General features: G+C 36.8%; 16 protein-coding genes and 1 pseudogene. 5 read left to right on the top strand and 12 right to left on the bottom strand.

Features of this window, described 5'->3' with window-relative positions:
• Positions 1–73 precede the first annotated feature (73 nt).
• Positions 74–1,402, top strand: coding sequence for a 6-phospho-beta-glucosidase (locus tag HHU08_RS22955; RefSeq protein ID WP_169189410.1), 1,329 nt, complete (start codon positions 74–76; stop codon positions 1,400–1,402).
• 375 nt (positions 1,403–1,777) lie between these two features.
• The gene (locus HHU08_RS22950; RefSeq protein ID WP_016202566.1) at positions 1,778–2,680 is read left to right on the top strand and encodes an NAD(P)/FAD-dependent oxidoreductase; all 903 of its coding nucleotides are present in this window, start codon (positions 1,778–1,780) and stop codon (positions 2,678–2,680) included.
• Between the two features lie 51 nt (positions 2,681–2,731).
• On the opposite strand, the gene HHU08_RS22945 is transcribed toward HHU08_RS22950, so the two are convergent.
• Positions 2,732–3,454 (bottom strand): class I SAM-dependent methyltransferase, encoded by a 723-nt coding sequence (locus tag HHU08_RS22945; protein WP_169189409.1) that lies wholly within the window; start codon positions 3,452–3,454, stop codon positions 2,732–2,734.
• Positions 3,455–3,603: 149 nt separating this feature from the next.
• Here HHU08_RS22945 and ybaK point away from each other — a divergent pair, with 149 nt between their 5' ends.
• Positions 3,604–4,080: a Cys-tRNA(Pro) deacylase gene (gene ybaK, locus HHU08_RS22940; RefSeq protein ID WP_016202564.1), complete on the top strand. Its 477-nt coding sequence runs from the start codon at positions 3,604–3,606 to the stop codon at positions 4,078–4,080.
• Positions 4,081–4,158: 78 nt separating this feature from the next.
• Here ybaK and HHU08_RS22935 read toward each other — a convergent pair whose 3' ends face one another.
• Positions 4,159–5,082: an EamA family transporter gene (locus HHU08_RS22935; protein WP_101729900.1), complete on the bottom strand. Its 924-nt coding sequence runs from the start codon at positions 5,080–5,082 to the stop codon at positions 4,159–4,161.
• A gap of 149 nt (positions 5,083–5,231) precedes the next feature.
• Between HHU08_RS22935 and HHU08_RS22930 the strand changes: the two genes are divergently transcribed.
• Positions 5,232–6,131, top strand: coding sequence for an SDR family oxidoreductase (locus HHU08_RS22930; RefSeq protein ID WP_169189408.1), 900 nt, complete (start codon positions 5,232–5,234; stop codon positions 6,129–6,131).
• A gap of 434 nt (positions 6,132–6,565) precedes the next feature.
• Here HHU08_RS22930 and HHU08_RS22925 read toward each other — a convergent pair.
• From HHU08_RS22925 to HHU08_RS22905, 5 genes and pseudogenes are all read right to left on the bottom strand, one after another.
• Positions 6,566–7,720: pseudogene (locus HHU08_RS22925) on the bottom strand (IS256 family transposase).
• Between the two features lie 348 nt (positions 7,721–8,068).
• The gene (gene cydC, locus HHU08_RS22920) at positions 8,069–9,793 is read right to left on the bottom strand and encodes a thiol reductant ABC exporter subunit CydC (protein WP_169189407.1); all 1,725 of its coding nucleotides are present in this window, start codon (positions 9,791–9,793) and stop codon (positions 8,069–8,071) included.
• A gap of 15 nt (positions 9,794–9,808) precedes the next feature.
• Entirely contained in the window at positions 9,809–11,509 is a 1,701-nt protein-coding gene (gene cydD / locus HHU08_RS22915; protein ID WP_169189406.1) for a thiol reductant ABC exporter subunit CydD, read from the bottom strand.
• Positions 11,509–12,525 carry a cytochrome d ubiquinol oxidase subunit II gene (cydB, locus tag HHU08_RS22910; RefSeq protein ID WP_016202559.1) on the bottom strand — a complete coding sequence of 339 codons (1,017 nt, stop codon included), beginning with the start codon at positions 12,523–12,525 and terminating at the stop codon, positions 11,509–11,511. The genes cydD and cydB overlap by 1 nt, the downstream gene beginning before the upstream one ends.
• Complete coding sequence (locus HHU08_RS22905; protein ID WP_016202558.1) at positions 12,518–13,921, bottom strand: cytochrome ubiquinol oxidase subunit I; 1,404 nt, start codon at positions 13,919–13,921, stop codon at positions 12,518–12,520. The genes cydB and HHU08_RS22905 overlap by 8 nt, the downstream gene beginning before the upstream one ends.
• A gap of 579 nt (positions 13,922–14,500) precedes the next feature.
• Here HHU08_RS22905 and HHU08_RS22900 point away from each other — a divergent pair.
• A complete protein-coding gene (locus tag HHU08_RS22900; protein ID WP_016202557.1) occupies positions 14,501–15,355 on the top strand; it encodes a Cof-type HAD-IIB family hydrolase in 855 nt (284 codons plus the stop codon).
• Between the two features lie 212 nt (positions 15,356–15,567).
• Here HHU08_RS22900 and HHU08_RS22895 read toward each other — a convergent pair whose 3' ends face one another.
• From HHU08_RS22895 to HHU08_RS22875, 5 genes are all read right to left on the bottom strand, one after another.
• Positions 15,568–16,149 carry a TetR/AcrR family transcriptional regulator gene (locus HHU08_RS22895; protein ID WP_224428017.1) on the bottom strand — a complete coding sequence of 194 codons (582 nt, stop codon included), beginning with the start codon at positions 16,147–16,149 and terminating at the stop codon, positions 15,568–15,570.
• Positions 16,150–16,443: 294 nt separating this feature from the next.
• The gene (locus HHU08_RS22890; protein ID WP_016202555.1) at positions 16,444–16,893 is read right to left on the bottom strand and encodes a cytidine deaminase; all 450 of its coding nucleotides are present in this window, start codon (positions 16,891–16,893) and stop codon (positions 16,444–16,446) included.
• Positions 16,894–17,001: 108 nt separating this feature from the next.
• Positions 17,002–17,169, bottom strand: a complete 168-nt coding sequence (locus tag HHU08_RS22885; protein ID WP_016202554.1) for a hypothetical protein — start codon at positions 17,167–17,169, stop codon at positions 17,002–17,004.
• A 247-nt stretch (positions 17,170–17,416) separates the two neighbouring features.
• A complete protein-coding gene (locus HHU08_RS22880; RefSeq protein WP_169189405.1) occupies positions 17,417–18,439 on the bottom strand; it encodes an ABC transporter permease in 1,023 nt (340 codons plus the stop codon).
• The gene (locus HHU08_RS22875) at positions 18,429–19,163 is read right to left on the bottom strand and encodes an ABC transporter ATP-binding protein (RefSeq protein WP_016202552.1); all 735 of its coding nucleotides are present in this window, start codon (positions 19,161–19,163) and stop codon (positions 18,429–18,431) included. The genes HHU08_RS22880 and HHU08_RS22875 overlap by 11 nt, the downstream gene beginning before the upstream one ends.
• Between the last annotated feature and the right edge of the window lie 195 nt (positions 19,164–19,358).

Below are 19,358 nucleotides of genomic sequence, written 5' to 3'. Positions count from 1 at the left end.
AAATACTTGCTGGCCTTTTGAATTATTAATTTTGTAAGGGGTTGCAAAAATAAAAGAAAGAAGGCGATCGGATATGGAAAAAGGAATTAAAATTGTTACCATTGGCGGTGGGTCAAGCTACACACCAGAATTAGTAGAGGGGTTTATTAAGAGATATGATTCATTACCTGTGCGCGAGCTTTGGCTAGTAGATATTCCAGAAGGTGAAGAAAAGCTTAATATTGTTGGGAATTTAGCAAAACGCATGGTAAAAAAAGCGGGTCTACCTATTGAAGTTCATTTAACACTAGATCGAAGGGAAGCGCTTAAGGATGCAGATTTTGTTACAACGCAATTTCGTGTTGGATTACTAGCTGCTCGAGCAAAGGATGAAAGAATTCCCCTAAAATATAATGTGATTGGACAAGAAACAAACGGTCCAGGTGGATTGTTTAAAGGGTTAAGAACCATCCCTATCATTTTGGATATTGTAAAGGATTTAGAAGAGCTTTGTCCAAACGCTTGGCTAATTAACTTTACCAATCCTGCAGGAATGGTAACAGAAGCTGTTCTTCGTCATAGTAACTGGAAAAGGATTGTTGGGCTGTGTAATGTGCCAATTTCTATCCAAATGGGTATCGCCAAGCTATTGGAGGTAGAAGCAAGCCGTGTACATGTAGATTTTGCCGGCTTGAATCATATGGTATTCGGTTTAAATGTATACTTAGACGGCAAAAATATCACACCAGACTTTTTGGAGAAAATGACGAAGCATAAAAGCGATACAATGAAAAATATTGCTGCTATCGACTGGGAACCAGATTTTATCAAAGCATTAGGAGCTATTCCTTGTGGATACCATCGCTATTATTACAAACAAGCAGAAATGCTGCAAAATGAGCTAGAAGAAGCAGCTGAACAAGGTACACGCGCTGAAGTCGTTCAACAATTAGAAAAAGAGCTATTTGAACTATATAAAGATGAGCATTTAGATATCAAGCCACCACAGTTAGAAAAACGAGGTGGAGCATATTATAGTGATGCAGCTTGTAGCTTGATTGACTCGATGTATAATGACAGAAGAGATATCCAGCCTGTCAATACAATAAATAATGGAGCTATTGCTAGTATCCCAGATGAATCTGCTGTAGAAATTAGCAGTATTATTACTAAAGAGGGTCCTAAGCCAATTACGATTGGCGATTTACCTGTCGCTGTTCGCGGGCTTGTACAACAAATTAAGTCCTTTGAAAGAGTGGCAGCTGAAGCAGCAGTTACAGGGAATTATCATACAGCATTATTAGCTATGACGATTAACCCATTACTGCCTTCTGATAAAGTGGCAAAACAAATTTTGGATGAAATGCTAGAAGCACATAAAGAACATCTACCACAGTTCTTCAAAGAAGAAGTATTATCTTAATATGATTAAATGGCTATGTATTCGGGAATCCCGTATGACATAGCCATTTTTTCTTTGGCTGTTTTCGAAAGGATTATTGTTTTTTTTCAATAGGAAAAAAGAATTAGTTGGAAAAATGGAGCAGCCGGAATACACGAAGACTCCTGTGGGATTAGCGAGACAGTCTGAGACACCGGAGGCAAAGCTGAGGAGGCTCAAGCGTTGTCCGCGGAAAGCGAAGTGTATTCCGGCTGCGGGTAATCGCAACAAACTTTACGAAAACAACCTTTTCTTTTAATTCCCCATTATCGGATAGCATTTTGGAAGAATAAGAATTCCTTCCACGTAAAAACTAAAAGAAAGAGACATGACTAAAAGAAAGAGGGGAAAGACAAGATGATCAATATGCTTGATTGCATTATTATAGGCGGAGGCATAGCGGGATTGCAGGCAGCAATTCAATTAGGTAGATATAAGCATAGAGTGCTAATTATCGATGCAGAAGACGGTCGGTCTACTTTATGTAAAAGCTATCATAATATATTAGGATACCCAGATGGAATAAGTGGTTCTGAATTACGAAGTTTAGGAAGAAAACATGCTGAAAGTCTTGGGGTTACATTCTTAAAAAGTACGGTTATTTCTTTAAAAAAAGAGGATGACTATTTTACCGTTCAAACAGACACAGATACTTTTCAGTCTCGAAAAACCTTACTCGCAACTGGCGTAATGGACAATATCCCTCCATTCCCTGAAATTTATCCTTGTCTTGGAATTAGTGTTTATTTATGCCCAGATTGTGATGGCTACGAAGTGAAAGATAAGAAAACAATCGTAATAGGTAATGGGAAAGTCGGGGCCAATATGGCACTAACGTTATTGTATTGGACAAAGGATATTACGTATATCAATCACGGTGGAGAGGTTTTAGAAGAAAGTGTAATAAAGCAACTACACGATAGTAATATTGCAGTATTCACAGGGAAAATAAAACAAGTATTAGCGGATGATTCCCAAATCAAAGGGTATATACTAGAAAATGGGACAACATTCGAGACAAATCATAGTTTTATAGCATTTGGTGGTAATAAAGTAAAGTCAGATCTAGCGGTGCCTTTAGGAGTCGAAATAATGGAAAATAATCATATTATCGTAAATCCACGCACAAAAATGACCAATATAGATGGAGTGTGGGCTGCAGGTGATGTCGTGGCCCATTCTGAACAGGTTACGATTGCAATGGGAGAAGGCTCACAAGCAGCTATATGGATTCATAAAGCTTTATTAAAAGACAGTTAAACAAATAAAGAGGTCCCCTAGAATGGTTATCTTAGAGAACCTCTTTATTTTTTACAAACTTGCTCTGTATACGCGATAGCCGATGATATTCCCATACGTATAGAGAATATAAGAATGGTCCATTAACTTTCCTTCCAATTGCATATTCGCTGGCACAGTTATATCTATTGCCTCTTCTTCTGTTTCCATTCCCGTCATCATATGAGAAAAAACAGAGTGGCCAAGTTTTATTTCTACTTTTGGAAAGCCTGCTTCTTTCATTAAATGAACCCATTCTTTTTCTATATACACCTTCTCAATTCCATATACCTCACACATATTCTGATGTTCCATTGTATTGAGACTTCTTTCGGCAGTCATTTCTAACAATAGTAGGGTGCCGCCTGGTTTAAGCACTCTTTTAATTTCGGCAAGCGAGTTTTTGCAATTAGTGAAAATTAGGACAGATTCTACTAAAACGATGTCAAAGCTGTTGGAAGGGAAGGGCATTTTTTCTAAGCTTCCTTGAACTAATTGGATAGAGAGATTTTCCTTTTCAAATCGTTTTTTTGCTCTTTTAACCATTGTAGGATGGTAGTCAATACTTGTTACAGAACAAGGATAGTTCTTTTTTATATAGGCTGATGTTTGGCCGGTTCCACAGCCGCCATCAAGTAATGTTGTTTGGTCCGTAATTTGTTCTTGCTCCAATAAAAATTTTGTTAAAGTTAATCCACCTGGATGTGCACCGCTTACCCCGAAATAAGCAAGGGCATCTTGATAGGTCGGTTTCATTTTTTTCCTCCCAACAAGTCAATTTCTACTTTCCATACTATATGAGAAATAAGGAGCTTTGGTTCAATAATATTTAACATTCATTTTTCTGATGATATGATTTAATAAGACAATGATTTACAACGAATTGGGAAAGGAAGCGTATAATGATGGCCATTACTAAAACAAATGCAATGCGAATCTTGGATGCCGAAAAGATTCCATATAGTGTGCATACCTATGAAAATAAAGATGGGAAAATTGATGGTATTTCCGTTGCAGGCAAGATTGGCAAAGAAATCGAAGTAGTGTATAAAACACTTGTGGTCAAAGATGCTGGCTCCGGAATTTATGTATTTGTTATCCCAGTTGAAGCTGAGCTTGACTTAAAAAAGGCAGCGAAAGTAGTAAACGCAAAAAAATTAGAAATGATTGCCGTGAAGGATATTCAAAAAATGACCGGCTATATTCGAGGTGGCTGTTCCCCAATCGGCATGAAGAAAAAGTATGAGACAATCTTGGATGCAAGTGTGAACAAGCAATCCTCTATTATTATCAGTGGAGGAAAAATCGGTGTTCAAATCGAAATGGCAGTTGAATACTTAATTCAAGTTACGAATGCGAAAGTAGAAGAGGTTATTCATTAAGGGGGGAATTTGAAAAGTTTGCTAAAGAAGGAACAGCCCGAAAACACTTTTCATCGTGGTTTTAGGGCTGCTCCTTATTTAAATAGTCTTTTCTGCTAGTTTTCTTTCTGAGCTTTTTTGTTTAAGAGAAAGTAAAAGAATCGTAGTTAAAATGAAGAAGGCTCCAATCCATTCATAAACACTAAAGGGGACTTTTAACCAGATAACGGCAAGGAATGCTGCGGATAACGGCTCTGCACAAGATAATAAGCTAGTCTCAGCGGCTTCCAAATGTTTTAAGCTTTCTAAATAACAAAAGAAAGCAACTAAGGTACCAATTAAAATGACAAAAACGATCGCTAGAATGGAAGAAAACGAAAACACCCCGTCGCCCGTCTCCCAAGGTGGAGAGACAAAGGACATCCCGAGACCTCCAATAATCATTCCCCATGCAACAACTATTGTGGAACCAAACTCTTTCAACAGCTGTGCGGGCTGTAATGTATAAAGAGCAAGGAAAAAGGCAGAGCTTAACCCCCAGGCTAAAGCTTCTGGTCTGATTGAAATCGTAGAAAAATGCCCTGCAGAAACAAGAAAATAGGTCCCCAATAAAGCAGTGATAATCCCAATTACATGCTGAAAGGGAGGAATAGTTCTCCTTTTCAAGGCGATATAGAGAATAATAAGTACAGGTGCTAAGTACTGAAGTAATGTTGCTGTTGCGGCATTACTTGTTTCAATCGCAGCAAAATAAGTAAATTGAACACCAGCCATTCCTAGCAGACCAAAAATGAGTATGTTCCCCACACTCGCTCTTCTTTTCCAAATATTCCAAATGTCCTTATTCTTCGTTAATCCTAAATAACTGAGCAAAATTACTCCGCTCGTAAGAAGGCGAATACTGACGAGCCAACCTGTGCTAAAGTGTTTCTCGGTAAACAAGTATTGTGCTACTGATCCAGAGACTCCCCAGGAAATTGCAGCAGTTAAGACAAGGAATATCCCAATAGACTTTCGTTTCATATATATTTCCTCTTTTATCAGAATTTATTTTGTATTTATTATATACAAAATAAAGAAGTTTGAATATACAGAAAATAAGGTTGTGGGCACCTTTTTTTCCTCCTTGCATATGTTATCAAAGATAATTGCCTAGAGAAGGAGGGAATGGAATGTATCCAGAATATCCTTATTACGGTCATAAAAAAGAAACGAGGGATGTACCAATTGCATTTCCACCCCAGCATCAAGATAGAATGCCTGGGTTTGAATATGTCATGAATCCACGCCCTATTTCTGAAAATCCACATTATAAAGGGAGCGATAAACTTAAAGGAAAGGTAGCTATCGTTACCGGCGGAGATAGTGGAATTGGAAGAGCGGCTTCTTATGCTTTTGTAAAAGAAGGTGCAAAGGTAGTCATCGTTTATTTAAACGAACACCGTGACGCAGAGGAAACGGAACAAAGGATTAGAGAGTTAGGTGGAGAATGTTTACTAATTCCTGCTGATTTGACGATAGAAACAAATTCTACTTTAGTTGTTCGTAAAACATTGGAACGTTTTGGTAAAATTGATGTCCTTGTCAATAATCATGCTGTGCAATATGTAAAAAAGAGTATATTAGATATCTCCAATGAACAATTAGAACATACATTCAAAACAAATGTTTTTTCCTATTTTTACTTAATTAAAGCGGTGCTGCCTTATCTAAAGGCAGGAAGCTCGATTATTAATACAGCTTCGATTACCGCATATAATGGCTTTAAAGAACTAATTGATTATTCTTCTACGAAAGGTGCTGTAGTTACATTAACTAGATCCTTAGCTCTTTCCTTAGTGGAGAAGAAAATAAGAGTAAATGCGATTGCTCCAGGCTCTTTCTGGACACCGTTAATTACTGGAAGCTTCTCCGAAAAGAAAGTGATGAAATTCGGTACCGACTCACCAGCCAAAAGAGCAGGGCAGCCATTTGAGCTTGCCCCAGCATATGTGTATTTAGCATCAGACGACTCTATGTATGCAACGGGGGAAGTTATTCATGTAAATGGAGGACAGATGGTAACAACTTAATGATATTACGATTGTAGGTCATCTGAAAGGGATAGAGAGCGTTTGTTGAAGTGAGAGAGAAATTGATGGGGGATTTCAAAGCCCTTTTGCAGGAATCCAAGAGTAAAAAGGTAACAGAGAGGAAGTCTCAAAGCCCTTTTGCAGGAATTCAAGAGTCAAGTCCGAAATAATGTGTAAATTCTTTAGCTACAATGTTACAACTTAATTTAGTTTCTTTTAATTCTAGGTAAGAAGGCAAAAGGGAATTTCGAAATAGCACAAAATTATCATAGATAATCTATTCTAGAAACTTTATATGGAGAGGCAGGTGTGCTAGCCTGATTGGGCAGGGCAGAAGTATTAAGTTCTTGACCCTCTGGCTGGTAAAGCAGACCTGCAGAGGCTCCATGTCAAGTTTCGATATCATTTCCACTTCTTTAAGAAGTCTTCGTCCACTATCTTCTTCTGTTTAATTTCAAATTTTCATTTTCCATTAAAAGTGCACCAATAAGACGAAAAGCAGATTGGGTATTTGGAAAAATTCGTATTACCTTCTCTCGTCTTCTAATCTCTTGATTCAATCGTTCTAATGAATTAGTACTCGTTAGGTGTAAGTGGTATTTTTCTGGTTCATTAAAGTACTGAATTGAATCTTCAAAACCCTCTTCTAATATGTCTATCGCTCGTTGTATTTTTGGGTTTTCTTTATAGGTTGAAACAAAATCATTCTTGAACTTTCTAGCTTCGTCTGAAGAAATGGCATGATAGATTTTACGGATATCTGCGATGACTTGTTTACTGTTGTTTTTCGGCAGTTTTTCAATAATATTCCGTTTGAAATGAACTGTACAGCGTTGCCAAGAAGATCCGATGAATTCACGTTCAATTGCTTTCCTTAGTCCAGCGTGGGCATCAGAAATCACTAATTTTGGAGATTGTAAACCACGCGCTTTTAAGTCCTAGAAAAAGCCTTTCCAAGCTTCAAAACTCTCAACATGATCTATCTTTAACCCAATAATCTCCCGTTTTTTCTTTTCATTCATACCTGTCATAATATAGACAGCCTTCGATACGACTTTATTGTGTTCTCGAACTTTAATATACATGGCATCTGCATAGAGATATGGAAAATACTCCACATTGATAGGACGGTTAGCCCACTTAATTACAATGGGATCTAGCTTTTCTGTCAAGGAGGAAACAAAAGACTTAGATACGCTCTCCCCACAAAGTTGTTCTACAATGTTGGTTACCTTTCTAGTTGAGACGCCATTTACGACCATTTCTAACATAGAGAGCGTTAGGGCTTGATCGACACGTGAAAACCGCTCAAATATGGAAGGCGAAAAGTGTCCTTCTCTTGTACGAGGAACACGTAACTTTATCTTTCCAATATTAAGCATCAATTCACGCTCATAATAGCCGTTGCGGTAATCACGTCGGTCGGCAGAACGTTCATAAGAAGTGGCATTTAGATACTGGTCACGCTCTTTCTCCATAAGTTCATTTAGTACTAAAACGATAGAAGATTTCATAACTGCTTCCATATTAGAATTTATTACGGATTCTTTTAAAAGATTAATATCCAGGGTAAACTGTAATTGAGTCATTTTATTCCTCTCTTTTCTATGTTTTTCGTCCTTGTTAAACATTGTAGACAAGATAGAATAAAATGACTCTTTCTTTTTACACAATTATATGGACTTAATCGAATTCAAGAGTAAAAAGGTAACAGAGAGAAAGTCTCAGAGCCCTTTTGCAGGAATCCAAGAGTAAAAAGGTAATAGAGAGAAAGTCTCAGAGCCCTTTTGCAGGAATCCAAGATTGAAAAGGTAACAGAGAGGAAGCCGCAAAGCCCTTTTGCAAGAATCAAAGAGCGAAAAGGTAACGGAAAAGCAAGCCAAAACCAATAATATAGATAAAAGGCAATCTTCATAACGAAGATCGCCTTTTATCCATCAGTATTCTGGATGATCTAAAGCATATAATTGCTGGTAACGGCTACTTGTTGCAAGCAGATCATGGTGAGTTCCTCTAAGCACAATTTTGCCGTGAGCCATAAAAATGATCTCATCCATCTCTTCAACGCCTACGAGATGATGGGTAATCCAGATCAATGTTTTTCCTTCTAGTGAGCTAAAGATTGTTTTAAGTAAGGCTTTTTCTGTCTTTGGATCAAGGCTGGCATTCGGTTCATCCATAAGAACGATAGGAGTTCTTTGGAGTAATATTCTAGCTAATGCTACTCTTTGTCTCTCTCCGCCAGAAAAACGTTGTCCTGTTTCCTCCATAAAAGTATCCAATCCGTTCGGTAAGGAGGCAACTAACTCTTCTAATTGAGCTAATTTAACCGCTTTTGTTATTTCTTCTTCCGTTGCTTCTTCAACGCCTAGTAGAATATTATTTCGTAATGTTGTCGCAAACAAATGAGGTGTTTGATTGAGTACAGAAATAATCGAAGAAGTATCCTCTTGAAAGGAAGCCGTTGCTTCGTCATTGTATGTGATACTTCCTTCAGTCGGTTGGATTACTCCTTGGATTAGTTTCAGTAAAGTTGACTTACCAGCACCACTTCGTCCGATTACGGCAATTTTTTTCCCTTGTGGAATGTCTAAGCATACATTGGATAGGGATAGTGCTTTTTCTCGATCATATCGGTACGAAATTTGATTAACTTGAATATCCACCTTATTTGTCTCGATTACTGGTCGTATGTTTTTGTTTTTTTGCTCAGGAGCCTCTAATTTTTTAAGTCTTGCTAACGAATCTTGGTAGGCTGGTAACTTTTCAAATGCATCCGAAACGACTAAAAAGGCGTCAAGGATTGGTAAGGAAACCAGAATAATAGCAGCAATCAATGTAACAGGGATAGCCCCGTCGATATATTGTTGACTAGACCAAAACACGAGAGAAAGGATAATTAGTGCAGCGACCGCTTGAGAAGCAAAGTTTCGCCAACGAGTAAATTGAACAAGCTTATGATTAATTTGTGCGACAATTACTTCCTCTTTTTCATACTCATCTATAAAGTTCTTCGAACGACCACTGATAACCCAGTCGCTAATTCCTAAAATGTTATCTGTTAACTTTTGATATAGTCCATTTCTTCTTTGCTTAAATTCCCTTTGTTTTTTGCGCATAAGCACGAGAGAAAGAATAGGGAAGACGAATAATAACAATCCCAAATAAAGTGCCATAAGTAAGGCAAAAGGAATATCGAGTATGCCAATAGCACAGACAACAATGATATACAGAACAGATGTTGCAAAAGTTGGGAAAATAGTTCGTAAATAAATATTTTGCAGCTTCTCAATGTCATCAGAAAGAATTCCTAGCATATCGCCAACTTTAAATCTACTTTTTAAAAACAAAGCTTGTGGTTCTAATATTCGATATAGCTTTATCCGCATCTCTGATAAAATACGGAGAACGGTATGGTGCCCGGCTAATTTCTCTAGATAGCTAAAGACTGCCCGACTAATACCAAAGGTTCTTACGCCGACAATCGGCACATAAACCATTAAAATATTCTCGACTGGAATGGCTGATTTGGAAATAAGGTAGCCAGAGGTAAAGGTGAGCATCGCAGCTGTAAGTAAAGCGAGGATGCTCAAGAAAAGAATTAAGATAATTCGACCACTATTTGCTTTTAGAAATGGAGAAATCCATTTATTTTCATTCAACTTAAGTCATCCTCCTTACTGTTGTAATAGCTTATAATAATAACCTTTAGCTGCAATTAGTTCTGCATGTGTGCCTATTTCTACAATGGAGCCTTGATTCATGACGATAATAGAATCCATCTCTTTCATCCAATGAAGCCGATGAGTCGCTAGGAATACTAGTTTTTTAGTAAATAAAGGAAGCATCGTTTCTTTTAATTCAAATTCGGTTTCAATATCTAAATGGGAGGTAGGTTCATCTAACAGCATGATTTTTCGGTTGGTTAAGAAAGCTCTTGCTAATGCAATTCTTTGTTCTTGCCCACCACTTAAATTCCTTCCTCCATCTCCTAATAGTTCATCTAAACCATTAGGGAAAGTAGTGAAAATGTCATGTAAACCAGTTGCTTTTAATGCTTGGATAATTTCTTCATCGGAAGCATTTGGATGGTAAAAGGCAATATTCTCTCTTAAAGACATGCTAAAGATATAAGGAGACTGCGGGATATAGGTAGTCAGCTGTCTCCATTCATCTGTCATAAGACTAGATAAGGGAGAGCCATTCAAAGAAATCGTTCCTCCGCAATGCTCTGAAAAACCACTTAGCAGGTCAATAAGTGTAGATTTGCCTGCACCACTTTCGCCAACAATCCCAATTTTCTTATAGCCATCAATCGTAAAGGAAAGATTTTTTAATGTTATTTCTTCTTCAGGATAATGTTGAAATGATACACGATCAAAGGATAAGCATGGATTGTTTCCTAAAGAAATAGATAGCTCATTTTCCTGTATACGGTTCGGAGTTTGAATAATTTCCTGAGTTGCTTCCCCGGCTTCCTTTCCGTCCAATGTTGCATGATAATCCGCTCCGACCATTCGGACAGGCAGGAAAAATTCTGGTGCCAAAATTAAAATCATTAAGGCAGGCAATAAAACTAAATCACCATTTATTAAGCGCAAACCTAAATTTACTGCTACAACAGCCACAGAAAGAGAGGTAAAGAAGTCTAAGGAGAAGGAAGATAAAAACGCTAATCTTAAGGTTTTCATTGTTGCCCCACGATATTGTTCGCTAACCTTTTCAATATTTCCGCTATGCTGTTTGCTTCTTCCCAAAAATTTCAGTGTTTCTAGACCTCTTAAAGAATCTAAGAAGTGATTAGATAATATTTTGTATGTGGCAAGCTGTCGATTCATTTGGCTGCTAGCTGCCATACCAACAAGAATTAAGAATCCTATTAAAATCGGCATTGTAACTGTTAGAATTACACCTGAAAGCCAATCATTCCAATATACATATAGAATAATCATGCCAGGAATAACGCCTGTAGCAAGCATTCTTGGTAAAAAAAGTTCCAAATAGGTTCTATATTGAGTTACTCCTTCGAGTACAAGTGTAGCAATGTTTCCACTTCCCTGTTTTTTAGTGAATTTAGGTCCAAGTTCAAACAGTTTTTGCATTAAGTGAAAACGAAGTTCCTTACTTGTCTTTTCCGCAAAATTAGTAGCAATGTTTTGCTGGATAGTGTGTAAAAAGTGTCGCCCTAGAAAAGCTAATAAGAACAATATGATTTTTACATACTGCTCTTGAAAGGTTGCCCCGTTATATAAAGAGGCTATTATTTCTGCAAGCCATTTGGCCTGCAGAATAATAGCAGCTCCTTCCACAATTGTTAATATTCCTATAATCGCGAGAATCGGCTTGATCCCATTAAGTTTTAAAAGATTTTTATCCATCAGTATTCTAAATGGGACTTCTCAGTAATACGTTTCCGGAAAACAATATAGCTCCAAATCTGATAGCCTAAAACAAATGGCAGAAGAGTTAGTGCTACAATTGTCATCACTTTTAAAGAGTAATGACCGGAAGCCGCGTTGTGAATGGTTAAGCTAAATGCATCATTGATGGAACTTACCATTACTCTAGGGAATAAGCCGATGAAAATGGAGGCGAAGGATAAGGCGATAACTGCACCTGTCATTCCAAAAGCCCAACCATCCATTTTTCGAGAAATAAAGAATCCGCCAACGACAAAGGCAATAACCCCTAATGAGAAAATAAAGGAAAGGATTAAGCCGCGCTCTTGGAAAATATCTGTTTTAATATAGGTTAACGCAGAAAACAGAGTTAACAAGATACCTAGTAAAGGTAGAAGTTTTTGTGCTAAATTGCGCGCTCTTTCGCGTAAATCTCCGACAGTACGTAATGTTGTAAATACTAATCCATGTACAAGACAAAGGACAAGCACTGTAAGACCACCTGTTAATGTATAGTAGTTTACAATATCGAAGAAACCGGCTTTTAATTCCATGTTTTCATCAATTGGTAGTCCCTGCATAAAGCAAGCGAAGACGACTCCAAATAATAAAGGAGGAAGGAAGCTGCCTAAGAAAATACAGACATCCCACGCCTTTTTCCATGTAGGGTGACTATCTTTTGCACGGAATTCAAATCCTGTAGCCCGAACAATTAATGCCAATAAAACAACTACAAGTGGTGTATAAAATCCACTAAACATCGTAGCGTACCAATGAGGGAATGCCGCAAACATGGCACCTCCTGCAGTAATTAACCATACTTCATTCGCATCCCAATAAGGACCGATGGAGTTAATGAGTATTCGTTTTTCTAGGTCATTTTTTGCTAAAAGCTTTGTTGACATTCCCACACCAAAATCAAAACCTTCTAAGAAGAAGAATCCAATAAACAAGACAGCGACTAAGATAAACCAAAGGACATTTAACTCAAACATGGAAACCCTCCTTCGCAAACGGGTCATTCGTTACTTTTTCGTCTTCTTTTTCCATCATATATGGCCCTTTTTTTATAACTTTTACATATAAGTAAACCATGATAGCGCCTAAGATTGCATAAATTGTACAGAATGAAATAATAGAGAATAATACTTGCCCAGCTGAAACGCTTGGGGAAATACTATCTTCTGTTTTCATTAATCCAAAAACTGTCCATGGCTGTCTGCCAATCTCTGTCATAATCCATCCAGAAGTGTTGGCGATAAAAGGTAGAGAAATACCTGCGACCATTAAACGATAGAACCATGTATTTGGTTTAGATACTAATTTCTTTTTCCAAGCTAGAAATACGCCATAAATTCCAAGGAGAATCATCGCTACTCCTGCTGCAACCATTATGCGGAAACTCCAGAAAGTAGTTTTAACGGGAGGGATATAATTGCCATCCCCATATTGTTGAACATACTCTGCTTGCAGTTCATTCATCCCTTTGACACTTCCATCTAATGTATTATAAGAAAGAATGCTTAGTAGATAAGGGATTTTCAGTTCAGCACTATTTTGTTTATTTTCTACATCGATATTGGCAAAAACGGTCCACGGTGCTGGATCTTCACTGTTTTCCCATAAACCTTCACTTGCAGCCATTTTCATTGGCTGTGTTTCTACCAAAAATTGTGCTTGGGCATGCCCTGCAACAAGTGTTAAAAAAGTAGCACTTAATGCAACAGTAATACCGATTTGAAAGGATTTTTTAAAGAAATCCACATCTTTTTTTCCTAATAATTTAATGGCACTAATCCCACAAACTAAAAATGCGCCAGTAGCTAATGCTGCAAACACTGTATGAGGGAATTCAACAAGTACTTGACCATTGGTAATAAGGGCAAAGAAATCATTCATTTCTGCTCGACCATTATTAATCTCAAATCCCACTGGACGTTGCATAAAGCTATTTGCTGCTAAAATCCAGAAAGCAGACATAGTTGTTCCAAATGCAGTTAACCAAATACAGGCTAAATGGACTTTTTTTGATAAACGGTCCCAGCCGAATATCCATAGTCCAATAAAAGTACTTTCCATAAAGAAAGCAAGCAATGCCTCAATCGCAAGTGGTGCACCAAAAACATCACCAACAAAGCGAGAATAATTAGACCAGTTCATTCCAAATTGGAATTCTTGAAGAATCCCTGTAACGATACCAATAACAAAGTTTATTAAAAATAATTTACCCCAAAACTTAGCCATTTTTTTGTATTCTTCATTGCCTGTTTTCACATAAAAAGATTCCATGATTGCGATAATAAATACTAATCCAATAGAGATAGGCACGAATAAAAAATGGAAAATGGTTGTTGAAGCAAATTGCAAACGCGATAGAAAAATCATATCCATGGATTTTTCCTCCTTTTTTTGTATTTTGAACAGATTTGTGAATCTTACTATTCATTAAAGCGATAAAAATCATTGCATAAGATGAATTTCAATTAGATTAGATTGAGATAATAGGATAAAAAAACTTGTTAAAAGTGCTTTTCCTTGATGCTCATCCTATGTAATTTATTGTTGGGAAAAGTCGATAAACATTGGTATAAAAGGATTTATCAAAAGTTATTTTTCCGATCGTCTCCTTTTGGTAAAAGATAGGTATATCATAATGAAATTTTTTCTGTTTGAGGTAAAGTTCACTCAATGTTTGAAAAATGTTCACATATTCGTTCACAGAAATGACAAAAACGAGAGAGGGTTTAGTAGATTGGAAGATCGGGGAAGAAGAACAGCGAGATTGTTGATGGAGAATTTCAGGAGTTGAATTTCCTCGTAAGCAACCAGCCTATCCCAATAAAAGTACTGTAAAACCACAGCCACCTATAAGGCCTCTTCCTTTTGCTGGTTGTTCTTTCATGTTATGATAATAAAGGAATAAGAAAGTTCGAAATGATAAAAGCTGAATAAAATATTGAGGGTGTTTAGATGATTAGATGCATAGCGATTGATATGGATGGTACGTTATTAACATCCACACAAGAAATTACTGAAGAAAACAGAGAAGCAATTAAATATGCGCAAAGCAAGGGAGTAGAAGTAGTGATTGCTACTGGCCGTGCATATGAAGAAGCAGGGGATCTTTTAAAGGATGCGGGAATTATTACCCCGATGATTTGTGCAAATGGTGCAGAAATTAGAACGAATGAGCATATCATTGTTGATACAAATCCGTTAAATAAGGAACTTGCGAGACAAATTGCTGATACTTTACATAAACATCAAGTCTATTATGAGGTATACACCAATAGAGGGACGTATACGGTTGATAAAACAGTGGCAAGATCGCTTATTATGGACATTTTTACTGTGAGTGGTCATGTTAGGGATATGGAAGAGATTAAAAAAGCGGCAGAGGAACGATTAGCGGTTATTCATCAATTAGATAGCTATGAAGAGTTATTTGAAGATGATGACCAAATTATCTACAAGTTACTAGCATTCCATTTTGATCCGATCGTATTAAGTAATGTCAGAGAAGAGTTGACTAAGCTGGAGGAAGTGGCAATAAGTGCTTCCGGGAAAGAAAACCTAGAAATTACTTCTGTACATGCCCAAAAGGGAGTTGCTTTAGATAAATTTACGAATGCTCGCGGAATCTCCCTTTCAGAAACGATGGCTGTTGGTGATAATTATAATGATGTTTCGATGTTTCAAGTGGCAGGTAGAGCAGTAGCAATGGGAAATGCGGTAGAAGATATTCAACGTCAATGCCATTTTGTAACGGGAACAAATGAAGAAAGTGGAGTAGCACAAGCGATTAGAAAAGCACTAGAGGAATAAAAATAAATAGAAACTCAACAAACGACAAACAGTGGATAAACCTCGGTAAATGGGGTTATCCACTGTTTTTTTATCCCACTCTTAACGGACAGTAAGACTCAACCGTAAGCTTATGAGAATACGAGAAAGATAGGTGGGAGATCAACTGTCCGTAAAGGTCCGATTGGTTCAACTAACCCCCACTGAGGGAAGTTTCACTTTATAATGATTGCTTATTCTCTTGGTTTTAATCCATAAAGGATAAACTGAATAGTTCGTTCAATTTCTTCTTCATCGTCCCACTTAATTTCGGGAAGAAGAAGATGACGAGCGAGAAAATAACCAAATATGGATGTGACCGTTAGGCGAACGGAGCTAAAAGGCGGAATAGGAATAATTTCTCCCTTTTCTCGATACGAGTCCATAATTTCTTGAAGGCGTCCGAAAATATTCTTAGCGATCTGATTTTTAAATGTTTCTCGAAGATCATCATGAAATGGGATTTCTTGAATTAAAATTTTAAATAGTGCATTATTTTGTTGTAAAAACTCCATTCTGTTTTTTACAATAGCTCGAAGAAAATCCTCAAAATTATTGTGAGAAACATTTAGTACTTTATCGAAATCCTTTATGACTCGTGGTGCAATCAACGTACTTAATAATGGCGAGAGAAGGGTTAACAGTAAGTCCTTTTTTGTTTTGTAATGTCGAAAGATGGTACCCTCTGCAACGCCTGCCATTTTGGCAATTTCACTAGTAGAGGTTGCGCGGTCCGGTACCGCTCCAAGCCATTGACAAACGCCATACGAGGCGATTCTATCCCTTTTAAAGTTGTCACCTCTTGTTAAAAGCCCTTTGTTGCCTTCAAGGCAATAGAAACGCCTTAAAGGCGCTAAATGCTTTTGGACAAATTGAAATAACCTATGTTAATTACCTAAACATTGGTTGGAAGAGGTTACGAATAACCATTACAACATTTGTTGTAATGGTTATATTTCTTTGTTACTGTGCAACAATCGCGCCCGATTTGTTTAATAGAGCAATTTGTTTACAAAGTCACAATTCATTTTTTAATAGTTACCTTGATTGAAACAGCAACAAATTCTGACCTAGGCCTCCCTAGTGTATTTCAATGGGATTAGATCACTAATTTTCGTTTTAACATTTTTACCATCAATATTTAAAATAATAAAGCAATCTGGAGCATAGTCTGAGATTAGCTCTCTACACATACCACATGGGCTTACAACCTTTAATTCTCTCTCTACTTCATCTGAATAGGGGTGCCTTACAGCCACAATTGTATCAAAATCCTTTTCTCCATCTGATATTGCTTTACCAATTGCAATTGCCTCTGCGCATACTGTGACACGTCCAATATATGCTTCAATATGTACTGCAGAAACTACATTTCCAGACTTTGTTCTCAAACTTGCACCAACATGATGTTTATCATCCTCATATAGTTGAGTAATCTTAGTTTTAGCTTCCTCAATTAATTCATAATCCTTTGGGGTTAATGGATAAGTCTTCAATTTTCCATCTCCTTTCTTTTGCATGTATATCACATTCCTTTAAGAAAAAATCCTCCGCAAAATGGCCCGTTTGCGGAATAAATCAATTCTAACTTAAAACAACAATTGTTGTAATTGACACTACTCTATATCTCATTTTGAAAACAGTTTGCTCCACCATGGCTTTTTTGTTTCTTTTTCTTCTTGTGCAGCAGCAATTTCTAATCTTCTTTCTTCCAATGATCGATTCAATTGTTGGGTTAAAATTCTATCTCTCTTTTCCACAACATCATTCATTTTGGCTTCAAATGCTTTGAACATAACTTCTCGTTCCTTTTCTATAAGCCTTTTTCAGAAAACGCATCAATGGCAGCTATCAGTATTTTTTTTGTTTATCTGTTATCGATTGTTCTTCTTTTAAAATAATTTCTAATATATTCTCGCTATTATTCATTCAGAGGAAACTCCTTTATCCATGCAATCTAATTTAATTATAAAGGATTATGGAGGAAAAATATAATATCGTCAACCACTCCTAACGAAAGTTAATAAGGCTCTTGCCAGCAACCTAAATACTACGATATTTTTTTAAAACAAAAATATTGATAATCATTAAAACAATAGAATAGCCAAAAAGGATACTAAGGGAACCTATTATTTCCATAAATCCATTGCCACGAATCATTACTTCTCTCAAGGCGTCTGCAGCATAATATAATGGGGTCAAGTAAGAGATCCAGCTAATGGCAGAAGAAATCGTATCTAAGTTAAAAAGCCCAGAAAAGAAAACTTGTGGGACAATGACAATGGGAATAAATTGAATCATTTGCAGTTCATTATGGGCAAAAGAGGATAAGAGAATCCCCAACGTAAGAGCTACTAATGCCAATAATAAAGTAATCAATAATACGTATAAAATGGAACCAGCATTTGACATCTGAAGAACATAGACCGAATAAACGACAATAATGCCTGATTGCACCATTGTAAATAATCCAAAGCCGATGATATAAGCAAGAACTAGCTCCCATCTTCTAATAGGACTGGAAAGCAATCGCTCCAGTGTTCCCGTTGTTCTTTCTCTTAAAAAGGATACACCTGCTACTAGGAAAACAAAGAAGAAGGCAAAAAAGCCAAGTAAAATAGGTCCAAATGAGTCAAATTGTTTCATATCCATGGAACCATAAAGTACGTCAATATCGATTGCAGCTTTAGAGGGAGACAACGTTTGAACGGCCTCTTGTATCTTGGCAATCGTTGTTTTGCTAATAGAAGGATCACTTCCTTCTAACATTAATTTTGTTTGACCACTTTCGACGATAAAATAAGCATCGATTTTCCCATCTTTTAATGCGTTCTCTGCCGCTACCTCGCTAGTGTAAATAGATGTTTTTAATTCTTCTTTTTCGAAGGCTTCGCTGATGGAATCAGGAGTATCAATTAAACCTATTTTTGTTTCGTAGTCATTCCCATTAAAAACTAGATTGACTAACGTTAAAATGAGAATAGGAGCTAAAATCATTAATGCGAGTGTTCTTTTGTCACGGTAGAATTGTTTCATAATACGTAATACTAAGGCGTTAATTCTCATTTGCTAAACCTCCATAATATAAGAATGCTTCCTCCATCGTCTGGGCATTACAGCTATTCATTAAGTTTTTCGGAGTATCAATAGCAATGAGCTGACCATTTCTTATCATTCCCAGACGATCGCATTTCTCTGCTTCATCCATTACATGGGTAGTGACAATGATAGAGGTGTCATTTTCTTTCAGATGGTTAAAAGTTTGCCAAATAGCTTTTCGGAGGATAGGATCAATCCCCACTGTAGGTTCATCTAAGATTAGTAGTTTTGGATTATTTAACAGCGCAATACAAATAGATAATCTTCTTTTCATTCCCCCTGAATACTGGGACACAGGCTTAGAAAGATGCTCTGATAATTCTACTAAAGAAGCAGTATCTTCTATTCTGCTTTTCTTCTCTGTTCCTTTTAATCCATATAATCTAGCGAAGAAATCGAGATTCTCTTTAGCGGTTAAATCTTGATATAGCGCATCTGCTTGTGCCATATAACCGATTTTTTCCATTGTCTTCAGGTTAGGCATTTTTTCATTCAATACGTGAATAGAACCACTATCAGGTAGATCTAATCCAATAATTTCTTTTACAAGTGTTGTTTTTCCCGCCCCAGACGGACCTAGTAATCCTAAGATCTCACCAGGATAAACTTGTAAGTCAATTTGATTTAAAATCTGTTTCTTTCCAAATGATTTGGAAAGATTCTTAACAGAAACAATGGGTGGAGCGATCATAAAAAGACCACCTTTCTGAATTAATGAGTGATTACTCACTTCTATCTTACAAAAAGGAATGTTATTTGTAAGGTGAGTAATCACTCATTTTGAAATTACTTTTAAAAACCAATTATTCAATTTGCTAGTTATTCGCTATAATAGAAATGATTAACCGAAAAAAAAATGCTGATTTCTAAAAGATTGTTGTTTTTT

It is taken from the genome of Niallia alba (assembly GCF_012933555.1).
In the GTDB taxonomy this organism is placed as follows: domain Bacteria; phylum Bacillota; class Bacilli; order Bacillales; family Cytobacillaceae; genus Niallia; species Niallia alba.
Note: the sequence above shows the minus strand (reverse complement) of the source record. Positions and strands in the feature narration are given on the sequence as shown.

Bases quoted from the DNA above. Each gene is read 5' to 3' on its own strand.
- HHU08_RS22955 (WP_169189410.1), top strand. From the start codon at position 74: ATGGAAAAAGGAATTAAAATTGTTACCATTGGCGGTGGGTCAAGCTAC.
- HHU08_RS22950 (WP_016202566.1), top strand. From the start codon at position 1,778: ATGATCAATATGCTTGATTGCATTATTATAGGCGGAGGCATAGCGGGA.
- HHU08_RS22945 (WP_169189409.1), bottom strand. From the start codon at position 3,454: ATGAAACCGACCTATCAAGATGCCCTTGCTTATTTCGGGGTAAGCGGT.
- ybaK (WP_016202564.1), top strand. From the start codon at position 3,604: ATGGCCATTACTAAAACAAATGCAATGCGAATCTTGGATGCCGAAAAG.
- HHU08_RS22935 (WP_101729900.1), bottom strand. From the start codon at position 5,082: ATGAAACGAAAGTCTATTGGGATATTCCTTGTCTTAACTGCTGCAATT.
- HHU08_RS22930 (WP_169189408.1), top strand. From the start codon at position 5,232: ATGTATCCAGAATATCCTTATTACGGTCATAAAAAAGAAACGAGGGAT.
- cydD (WP_169189406.1), bottom strand. From the start codon at position 11,509: ATGGATAAAAATCTTTTAAAACTTAATGGGATCAAGCCGATTCTCGCG.
- cydB (WP_016202559.1), bottom strand. From the start codon at position 12,525: ATGTTTGAGTTAAATGTCCTTTGGTTTATCTTAGTCGCTGTCTTGTTT.
- HHU08_RS22905 (WP_016202558.1), bottom strand. From the start codon at position 13,921: ATGGATATGATTTTTCTATCGCGTTTGCAATTTGCTTCAACAACCATT.
- HHU08_RS22900 (WP_016202557.1), top strand. From the start codon at position 14,501: ATGATTAGATGCATAGCGATTGATATGGATGGTACGTTATTAACATCC.
- HHU08_RS22890 (WP_016202555.1), bottom strand. From the start codon at position 16,893: ATGCAAAAGAAAGGAGATGGAAAATTGAAGACTTATCCATTAACCCCA.
- HHU08_RS22885 (WP_016202554.1), bottom strand. From the start codon at position 17,169: ATGTTCAAAGCATTTGAAGCCAAAATGAATGATGTTGTGGAAAAGAGA.
- HHU08_RS22880 (WP_169189405.1), bottom strand. From the start codon at position 18,439: ATGAGAATTAACGCCTTAGTATTACGTATTATGAAACAATTCTACCGT.
- HHU08_RS22875 (WP_016202552.1), bottom strand. From the start codon at position 19,163: ATGATCGCTCCACCCATTGTTTCTGTTAAGAATCTTTCCAAATCATTT.